Source organism: Halorhodospira sp. 9622, from assembly GCF_022228025.1.
In the GTDB taxonomy this organism is placed as follows: Bacteria; Pseudomonadota; Gammaproteobacteria; order Nitrococcales; family Halorhodospiraceae; genus Halorhodospira; species Halorhodospira halophila_A.
The window spans coordinates 1-9,097 of record NZ_JAJNRE010000044.1 but is presented as its reverse complement, the minus strand read 5'-3'; the positions used below and the strand labels follow the sequence as shown (position 1 = coordinate 9,097).

The 9,097-nt window shown below is 67.8% G+C and carries 8 protein-coding genes and 1 pseudogene; 5 read left to right on the top strand and 4 right to left on the bottom strand.

Translation table 11 applies throughout. The features are described from left to right. Together LRG07_RS13115 and gyrB are read left to right on the top strand one after the other, a co-directional pair. Window positions 1-585, top strand: a pseudogene (locus LRG07_RS13115) (hypothetical protein); the annotation flags it as partial. A gap of 58 nt (window positions 586-643) precedes the next feature. After that, window positions 644-3,067 carry a DNA topoisomerase (ATP-hydrolyzing) subunit B gene (gene gyrB, locus LRG07_RS13110; protein WP_238637276.1) on the top strand — a complete coding sequence of 808 codons (2,424 nt, stop codon included), beginning with the start codon at window positions 644-646 and terminating at the stop codon, window positions 3,065-3,067. Window positions 3,068-3,133: 66 nt separating this feature from the next. Here gyrB and LRG07_RS13105 read toward each other — a convergent pair whose 3' ends face one another. The 4 genes from LRG07_RS13105 to glyQ are packed head-to-tail and all read right to left on the bottom strand — an operon-like array spanning window position 3,134 to window position 7,430. Beyond that, window positions 3,134-3,880: a 1-acyl-sn-glycerol-3-phosphate acyltransferase gene (locus LRG07_RS13105; RefSeq protein ID WP_238634193.1), complete on the bottom strand. Its 747-nt coding sequence runs from the start codon at window positions 3,878-3,880 to the stop codon at window positions 3,134-3,136. Beyond that, complete coding sequence (gene gmhB / locus LRG07_RS13100) at window positions 3,877-4,422, bottom strand: D-glycero-beta-D-manno-heptose 1,7-bisphosphate 7-phosphatase (RefSeq protein ID WP_201170203.1); 546 nt, start codon at window positions 4,420-4,422, stop codon at window positions 3,877-3,879. The genes LRG07_RS13105 and gmhB overlap by 4 nt, the downstream gene beginning before the upstream one ends. Before the next feature lie 10 nt (window positions 4,423-4,432). Next, window positions 4,433-6,523, bottom strand: coding sequence for a glycine--tRNA ligase subunit beta (gene glyS / locus LRG07_RS13095; protein ID WP_238642619.1), 2,091 nt, complete (start codon window positions 6,521-6,523; stop codon window positions 4,433-4,435). Beyond that, entirely contained in the window at window positions 6,516-7,430 is a 915-nt protein-coding gene (gene glyQ, locus LRG07_RS13090; RefSeq protein WP_201242137.1) for a glycine--tRNA ligase subunit alpha, read from the bottom strand. Before glyQ ends, glyS begins: the two co-directional genes overlap by 8 nt. Before the next feature lie 131 nt (window positions 7,431-7,561). Between glyQ and LRG07_RS13085 the strand changes: the two genes are divergently transcribed. From LRG07_RS13085 to LRG07_RS13075, 3 genes are all read left to right on the top strand, one after another. Continuing rightward, complete coding sequence (locus LRG07_RS13085) at window positions 7,562-8,626, top strand: tRNA (5-methylaminomethyl-2-thiouridylate)-methyltransferase (protein ID WP_201170195.1); 1,065 nt, start codon at window positions 7,562-7,564, stop codon at window positions 8,624-8,626. Next, window positions 8,613-8,846, top strand: coding sequence for a sulfurtransferase TusA family protein (locus tag LRG07_RS13080; RefSeq protein ID WP_201170193.1), 234 nt, complete (start codon window positions 8,613-8,615; stop codon window positions 8,844-8,846). Before LRG07_RS13085 ends, LRG07_RS13080 begins: the two co-directional genes overlap by 14 nt. Window positions 8,847-8,984: 138 nt before the next feature. Next, a partial coding sequence (locus tag LRG07_RS13075; RefSeq protein ID WP_238642621.1) for a glutamine synthetase occupies window positions 8,985-9,097 on the top strand: 113 nt, incomplete at its 3' end.

Here is a 9,097-nt window from a genome sequence, read left to right as displayed (position 1 = left end):
GCCGCCCTGCGGGTTGGTGACCGCCGCAGCGAGCAAGCCTGGACCCCTGTGCTCATCCACTGCGCGACGGCCGTCGATGCCGCCCGCCACCGCTTCATCCAAGCCCTCCGCCCGACGTGGGCCGATCTGGCGCGCCAGTGGCTCGGCCTGGAGAACCTGGAGCTGCGCTACTATCGGGGCGCTGCCGCCGAAGCCGCGTGGGAGGATGTCCTCGATGAGCAGCTCGAGCGCGACCGCACCGCCGGTTTCACCCACCGCGGCCCGCACCGGGCCGACCTGCTACTCAGCCGCGAGCGCATCCCTGCCGCCGACGCCCTTTCCCGGGGCCAGCAGAAGCTGCTGGTCGTCGCATTGCTGGTCGCCGAAGTTCAGCTCTGGGCACGCCAGGGTCTGGCGCCCCTGCTCCTGATCGATGATCTGCCTGCCGAACTCGATCCGGTGCACTTGCGCACGGTGCTGCACACCGTGACCGATCAGCCGACCCAGATCTTCCTGACCGCCATCGACGGCGACGCCCTCCCGGTCAATCTGCCCCCGGGCCACTGGTACGACGTACGCGAAGGCAGCCTGTCAGCGATGGTATAATGCCGTTTTACGGCCGGACCCCCGGTCCAGACGCACCCCTTGAGAGGCTGAATCATCGATGACCACGGAGATTACGCCGCAGTACGACTCCGAGAGCATTCAGGTGCTGCGCGGGCTCGATGCCGTCCGCAAGCGCCCGGGCATGTACATCGGCGATACGGACGACGGCACGGGCCTCCACCACATGGTCTTCGAGGTCCTCGACAACTCCATCGACGAGGCCCTCGCCGGACACTGCTCCGAGATCACCGTCACCCTCCACGCGGATCATTCCGTCACCGTGACCGACAACGGTCGCGGCATCCCGGTGGACACCCATGCTGAGGAGGGCGTCCCCGCGGCGCAGGTCATCATGACCGTGTTGCACGCCGGGGGTAAGTTCGATGACAACAGCTACAAGGTCTCCGGCGGCCTGCACGGCGTCGGTGTCTCGGTGGTGAACGCCCTCTCCGAGCGCCTGCGGCTGGTCATCGAGCGCGATGGCAAGGTCCACGTGCAGGAGTATGCCGACGGTGCTCCGGTCACCTCGCTCAAGGTCGTCGGGGAGACCGAGCAGACCGGTACGCGCATCACCTTCAAGCCCTCTGAGGCCGTCTTCACCGAGGTCCAGTACAACTACGACATCCTCGCCAAGCGCTTCCGGGAGCTCTCCTTCCTCAATCCCGGGGTGCGCATCGTCCTCAAGGACGAGCGGACCGAGAAAGAGGACGTCTTCGAGTACACCGGCGGCATCCGCGCCTTCGTGGAGCACCTCAACCGCAACAAGACCCCGCTGCACCCGACGGTGTTCTACGTCACCGCCTGGCGAGACGGTGTCGGCGTGGATGTGGCGATGCAGTGGAACGACTCCTACCAGGAGAATATCTTCTGTTTCACCAACAACATCCCGCAGCGCGACGGCGGCACCCACCTGGCCGGCTTCCGCGGGGCGTTGACTCGTACGGTGAACGGTTACCTGGAGACCGAGGGCTACCTGAAGAAGCTCAAGTCCACTCCGAGCGGCGAGGATGTCCGCGAGGGTCTGACCGCCGTGGTCTCGGTCAAGGCGCCGGATCCCAAGTTCTCCTCGCAGACCAAGGACAAGCTCGTCTCCTCCGAGGTGAAGGGGATTGTCGAATCCCTGCTCTCGGAGTCGCTGCAGACCTTCCTCGCCGAGCACCCGCCGGAGGCTCGCGCCATCGCCGAGCGGGTCATCCAGGCAAGCCGCGCCCGCGAAGCGGCGCGCAAGGCCCGCGAGATGACCCGGCGCAAGGACGCCCTGGACATCGCCGGTCTGCCCGGCAAGCTCGCCGACTGCCAGGAGCGCGACCCGGCCAAGTCGGAGATCTATCTAGTGGAGGGCGACTCCGCCGGCGGCTCTGCCAAACAGGGACGGGACCGGCGCACCCAGGCGATCCTGCCGCTCAAGGGCAAGATCCTCAACGTGGAGAAGGCGCGTTTTGACAAAATGCTCTCCTCCGCCGAGGTGGGCACCCTGATCACCGCGCTCGGCTGTGGCATCGGCCGTGATGACTTTGATCCGGATAAGCTGCGCTACCATCGGATCATCATCATGACCGACGCCGACGTGGACGGCTCGCACATCCGCACCCTGCTGCTGACCTTCTTCTATCGGCAGATGCGTGAGTTGGTCGAACGCGGCAACGTCTACATCGCCCAGCCCCCGCTGTACAAGATCAAGCGGGGTAAGCAGGAACACTACGTCAAGGATGAGCGCGAGCTGACCGATTACCTGCTGGAGCTGGCCCTTGACGGCGCCGCCCTCCACCCCGGCGGTGGTGCCCCGCCGATCACCGGCGAGGCCCTGGGTCGGCTGGCCCGTCGTTACTATGAGGCGATGGAGCTGATCGAGCACGTCTCACGGCGCTGGGATCCGGCCATCCTCGAGCAGATGACCACCCTGGCCCCGCGCGGCGAGGACGACATCACCGATGCCGCGGCCATGCAGGCGTGGTTCGAACAGCTGGTCGAGCGGGTGGAAGCCGCCACCGATGCCAGCATGCGTTACCGCGTGACGGTCCAGCGCGGCCCCGACGGGGGCTTCCAGGAAGCCGTCGTTACCCGGCGTCGCCACGGCCTGGATCAGGAGTACCGTTTTAACCCGCAGTTCTTCCTCTCGGCGGAGTACGAGACGCTGAAGGCCCTCGCCTCGCTGCTCGACGGTCTCCTGCACGAAGGCGCCGAGGTGCTCCGTGGCGAGCGGCGGAGACCGGTCGGCAGCCTCCGCGAGGCGGTGGATTGGCTCATGGAGGAGGCCAAGCGCGGGCAGACCATTCAGCGCTACAAGGGTCTGGGCGAGATGAATCCGGATCAGCTCTGGGAGACCACCATGAATCCGGAGACCCGCCGCCTCCTGCGGGTGACCATCGACGACGCGGTGGCCGCCGACGAGATCTTCACCACGCTGATGGGGGATCACGTGGAGCCGCGGCGCGACTTCATCGAGCGCAACGCACTGGCGGTCTCCAACCTCGACGTCTAATACCGCGGTCGCTCCCGGCGACCACGGCGGGGCGGCCGCGCCGGGGCGTTGCCGCCCCCGGCGAGGTTATCCGTCCGGGGGCCGGCCCTCCAGCTCCACCATCTGCCGCTCGATCCAGGCCTCGACCTCCGCGGTGATTTCCTCGGCGCTGCGGCCCTGGGTGGCCACAGGGGGACCGATGACAACCTCGATCCGCCCGCTGCGCCGCAGCGGGCTGTTACGGCCCCAGAACGAGCCGGCATTGTGCGCCACCGGCACCACCGGGACCCCGGCCCGGATGGCCAGCTCGGCACCGCCACTGCGGTAGCGGCCCTTCTGCCCTGGCGGGATCCGGGTTCCTTCCGGGAAGATAATGACCCAGCGCCCGCGCCGCAGCCGATCCGTGCCCTGTTCGATCACCTGTTGCCGTGCGGTGCCGCGGGCTTGGCGGTCGATGGCGATCGGCTCGAGCAGCCGCAGTCCCCAGCCGAAGAATGGGATGCGCAGCAATGACTCCTTGAGCACCCACGTCTGCGGCGAGAACCACTTCAGTAGGGCTAGCGTCTCCCACGCCGATTGGTGCTTGGCCATGACCACCGCGGCTCCCTCGGGGCGGTTCTCCAGTCCCTGCACCCGATAATCGAGGCTGCACAACCAGCGCGCCGACTCGATGACCACCAGCCCCCAGGCGCTAAGAAAGCGGTAGCGCGACCGGTAGCCGAGGGGATACGTAAGCAGCCCCAGCACGGTCCAGATCGGGGCGGTGACAGCCATCAAGGCCAGGTGTAGGCTGCTGCCCAGCCACTCGCGTGGAGTGCCGCCCTTGATTGTCATGGTTCCTCCTCCTCGAGCAGACGCGCCGCCGCTGCGGCCAGGTCGGCGTGGATCTCCGTCCCCGGCGGCAGCCCGCCCCGCGCCAACGTTTCCTCGCCCTTGCCGGTGCGTACCAAGATCGGTCGTGCGCCGACCGCGGCGGCGGCCTCCAGGTCCCGCGCCGAGTCGCCGATCACGGGTACGCCCTCGAGCCGCTCCTCCAGCCGTTCGGCCAGTTCGCGGTACAGTCCGGGGGCCGGCTTGCGACAGGTACACCCGTCCCCAGGACCGTGCGGGCAGTACGCCAGCGCATCGATACAGCCGCCGGCTGCAGAGACGGCCTGCTCGAGCTTAGCGTGGATGGCTTCCAGGGTCGCTGCGTCGAACAGTCCCCGGGCCAGACCGGACTGGTTCGTAGCGATGGCCACCCGCCAGCCGGCCCGGCTGAGCCGGGCCATGGCCTCGATGCTGCCGGGGATCGGTACCCACTCCTGCGGGGTCCGGATGAAGGCCTCGGAGTCGCGATTGATGACACCGTCCCGATCCAGGATGAGCCACGGCATAACGGCGGCTTCAGCCCGGCAGGTGGGAGAGGTCGGCCACCGCGCGGAAGGCGTGCCGGACGGCCCCGAGGAGCTCCAGCCGGCGCTGGCGCACCGCTTCGTCGTCGGCCATCACCATGACATCAGTGAAGAATCGGTCGACGGGCTCGTGCAGGCCTGCCAGAGCGGTGAGCGCTGCGCCGTAATCGGCCGCTTCGATGCATGGCTGAGCCTCCGCCCACGCCCCCCGCAGGGCCTCGGCCAGTGCCTGTTCGGCCGGCTCATCGCCGGCGGCCACGGCCTCCGGCCGCGTTTGAGGATCGAGTCCGGCACGGCGCAGGATATTGCCGATGCGCTTGTTCGCCTCGCCCAGGGTCTGTGCTTCGGCGCGCTCGCGGAACGCCGAACAGGCCGCCAGGCGGCGGTGGAAATCCAGAGGCGAAGCCGGTTCGACGGCGGCCACCGCCTCGAACACCTCGGCGGCGTAGCCCCGCTCGGCGTAGTAGCCCCGGAGCCGCTCGTGACAGAAGCCAGCGACCTGTTCGGCGATGCCGTCGGTCGCCACCCCGCACTCGTCGGCGATCATCCCGGCGGCGGTGTCCAGCAGCTCGCGCAGCGAGAGGTCATGGCCGCCCTCGATCAGGCAGCGGAGCAGGCCGATGGCCGCCCGGCGCAAGCCGAAGGGATCTTTGTCCGCCGAGGGCGGGCCGTCGGCGGCGAAGATGCCGACTAGGGTATCGATGCGGTCGGCGATGCTGACAGCCTGCCCCTCCGGCGTGTGAGGCAGGGCATCACCGGCAAAGGCCGGCCGATAGTGGGCGCCGATGGCCGCCGCCACGGCCTCGCCCTCGCCGTCGGCCCGCGCGTAGTGGCCACCCATGATCCCCTGCAGCTCAGGGAACTCGTCGACCATCTCGGTGACGAGATCGCACTTGGCCAGCAGCCCGGCGCGGCCTGCCGCATCGGCATCCGCACCGATCTGCCCGGTGACCCGCTCCGCCAGACGGCTGATTCGCTCGCTGCGTGCGCGCAGATCGCCCAGGCGGCGGTGGAAGACTACGTGCTGCAGCTGCTCGAGCCGCTCGCCCAGGGGCAGGCGCCGGTCCTGCCGCCAGAAGAACTCGGCGTCCGCCAGGCGGGGCCGGATCACCCGTTCATTGCCGTGGCGGACCTGCTGCGGGTCGCGGCTGTCGATGTTGGCCACCGTGATGAAGCTTGCCAGCAGTCGGCCCTCGGCACCGCGCACCGGGAAGCAGCGTTGGTGTCCCTGCATGCTGGAGATGAGGGCCTCTTCGGGCATCGCCAAGAAGCGTTGGTCGAAGTCGCCGGAGAGTGCCACCGGCCACTCCACAAGGCCCGTCACCTCGTCGAGTAGCGCCTCGTCACCCACCGGTGTGCCGCCGGCACGCTCGGCCTCCTGGCGCACACCCGCCTCGACGCGACGCCGACGATCGGCGAAGTCCGCCACGACCCGTCCTTCCTCCTCGAGCAATTGCTCGTAGACGCCGGGCTCGGGGAGGTCGATCCCGCTGCGACCCCGGCCGTGGAAGCGGTGGCCATATGTGGTCCGCCCGGTGGGAATGCCGAGAATGCTACCGGGGATCACCGCCTCGCCGAGCAGCGCCACCGTCCAGTGGATGGGCCGTACGAACTCGACCTCGCCGCTGCCCCAGCGCATGCGCTTGGGAATCGGCAGTCTTCCGAGCGCGGTCTCCACCAGCCCGGGGATGATCGCCTCGGCGGCCTCGCCCGGTTGGACCCCGCGCCAGACCAGCCGTGGGCCCTTGTTGGTGTCAACGCTCTCTAGGTCTTCGACGCTGACGCCGCAGGAGCGCGCAAACCCCTCTGCAGCCTTGGTGGGATTGCCATCGGCATCTTGGGCGGCGTCAAGCCGGGGCCCGAGCCGCTCGATCCGTTCGTCGGCCTGGCGGGTGTCCACGGCCTCAATGCGCACCGCCAGTCGCCGCGGGGTGGCGAACGCCTGCACCCCCTGCGGCTGCAGGCGCTGCTCCTCCAGGGCGCCGGCGAGGTCATCCCGGAAGGCGGTCATCAGCCGCTGCAGGGCCTTCGGCGGCAGTTCCTCGGTACCGATTTCGATGAGCAGGGGGCGGCGTTCAGCCATGGGTGGACTCCTTATCCTGCAGCAGCGGAAAGCCAAGCTCCTCGCGCGACTGGTAGTAGCCCTGCGCCACGGTGCGGGCCAGATTGCGCACCCGCAGGATGTAGCCCTGGCGCTCGGTGACCGAGATGGCGCCCCGTGCGTCGAGCAGGTTGAAGGTGTGCGAGGCCTTCAGGACCTGCTCGTAGGCCGGCAGCGGCAGCCCTACCTCGACCAGGCGTTGGCACTCCTGTTCCTGGTGCCGAAAGGCCTCGAGCAGCGCCTCCACGGGGGCCTGCTCGAAGTTGTATGCCGACTGCTCGCGCTCGTTCTGCAGGAAGACGTCGCCGTAGGTGACCGGCCCCGCATCGGTGTGCGTCCAAATCAGGTCGTAGACGCTCTCCACGTTCTGCAGATACATGGCGATGCGCTCGAGCCCGTAGGTGATCTCGCCCATCACTGGCCGGCAGTCGAGTCCGCCCACCTGTTGGAAATAGGTGAACTGGGTGATCTCCATGCCGTTGAGCCAGACCTCCCAGCCCAGGCCCCAGGCCCCGAGGGTCGGTGACTCCCAGTCGTCCTCGACGAAGCGGATATCGTGGATCTGCGGGTCGATGCCGAGCTGCTCCAGCGAGCCGAGGTAGCGCTCCTGAAAATCCGCCGGCGACGGCTTAAGAACCACCTGGAACTGATAGTAATGCTGCAGGCGGTTGGGGTTGTCACCGTAGCGCCCGTCCGTAGGCCGGCGTGACGGCTGGACGTAGGCGGCGTGCCAGGGCTCGGGGCCCACGGCGCGCAGGAAGGTCGCCGGGTGGAAGGTCCCCGCGCCCACTTCCATATCCAGTGGCTGCAGCACCACGCAGCCCTGTCGGGCCCAGTACTGCTGCAGGTTGAGGATGAGTTCCTGAAAATCCCGCGGTAGCTCGGCCAAGCTCGCCTCCGTTGATCCCGTCGGCTCAGTGCGCAGTAGCGGCGCAGTATAGCGATCCGGTCCGGGCACTTGCACGGGCTCAACGACCGTTTTGGTAGAATTCTCCCTCCACTCCGATACAGTTGCGTGTCATGCCCGAGCAACCGAAAGCCGTCGCGCTCATCTCCGGGGGTCTCGATTCCATGCTGGCCGCCCGCGTGGTCCAGGACCAGGGTGTCCACGTGGAGGGGATCAATTTCTACACCGGCTTCTGCGTCGAGGGCCACACCCACGCCATTCGCAGCAAGGATCAGCAACGGCCCAAGCGCAACAACGCCCTGTGGGTGGCCGAGCAGCTGGGTATGCCGCTACACATCGTCGATGTCATCGAGGAGTACAAGGAGGTCCTCACCAACCCCCGCTACGGCTACGGCGCTAATCTCAATCCTTGCCTGGACTGCAAGGTGTTCATGGTGCGCAAGGCCCGCGAGTGGATCGAGGCCAACGGCTTCGATTTCATCGTCACCGGCGAGGTGATCGGCCAGCGGCCCAAGTCCCAGACCCGGGACAAGCTGCCGGTGATCACCCGGGATGCCGAGGTCGAGGACCTGCTCCTGCGTCCGCTCTCGGCGAAGCTTCTGGAGCCGACGCGGCCCGAGCGCGAGGGCTGGGTGGATCGTGAGCGCCTCCACGACCTGCATGGCCGCTCGCGCAAGCCCCAGTTCGCGCTGGCGCGCAGCCTGGGCATCGAGGCCTGGGCGCAGCCCGCCGGCGGCTGCTGTTTTCTGACCGATGCCAGCTACTCGGCCAAGCTGGCCGATCTTTGGCAGGCGCGCGGTTCCCGTGAGTACGACCTGGACGACATCATGCTACTCAAGGTGGGGCGTCATCTGCGCCCGCGCGAGCACTTCAAGCTCATCATCGCCCGTGAGGCCGGTGAGACCCGCTTTCTGCAGGGCTACAAGCGCCGCTATCCGCACCTGCGCACGATCAGCCACGGCGGTCCGGTGGCGTTGATCGACGGCACCTGGGACGAGCACGACCTGGAGCTGGCGGCACGGTTGGTGGCTCGTTACTCTTCCGGGCGGAATGCCGAACGAGTCGATCTGGAACTCGAGGATACCGAGGGCAACGTGCAATCGCTCGCCGTGCCTCCGATGGCGCCGGAGAATGTTCCCGACGCGTGGTACGTGGGAGGCGATCATGGCGACGGATAACGAGCTCGACTGCCGCCATCTGCTTTGCCCGCTGCCGGTGATCCGCACCCAGGCCCAGGTGGCACGATTGGTCGCCGGCGATGAGCTGGAGGTGGTGGTCACCGACCCTGGTGCCCTCGAGGACATCCCGGCCTGGTGCCGGGTCCACGGTCATGAGGTCATCGCCACCGAGCCCAGCGGCGATGAGCACCGGATCCGCATCCGGGTCGGTGGGGCGTGAAGCCCATGCCGGCCGTAGCACCACGCCACAGGTGCGTCGGGGCGCGAAATGCCCCACAATAAGGCGCGGCTGCGGGGTTGATGCACCTTCCGGGCGCACGCCCCGCCCCATTGTTTCCCACGCAGAGGCTGTGAGCTTATGGCGCGTACCGGAGAAGATGTCCTCAAGCTGATCGAGGACGAAGACGTCAAATTCGTCGACCTTCGCTTTACCGACACTCGCGGCAAGGAGATGCACGTGACCTTGCCCGC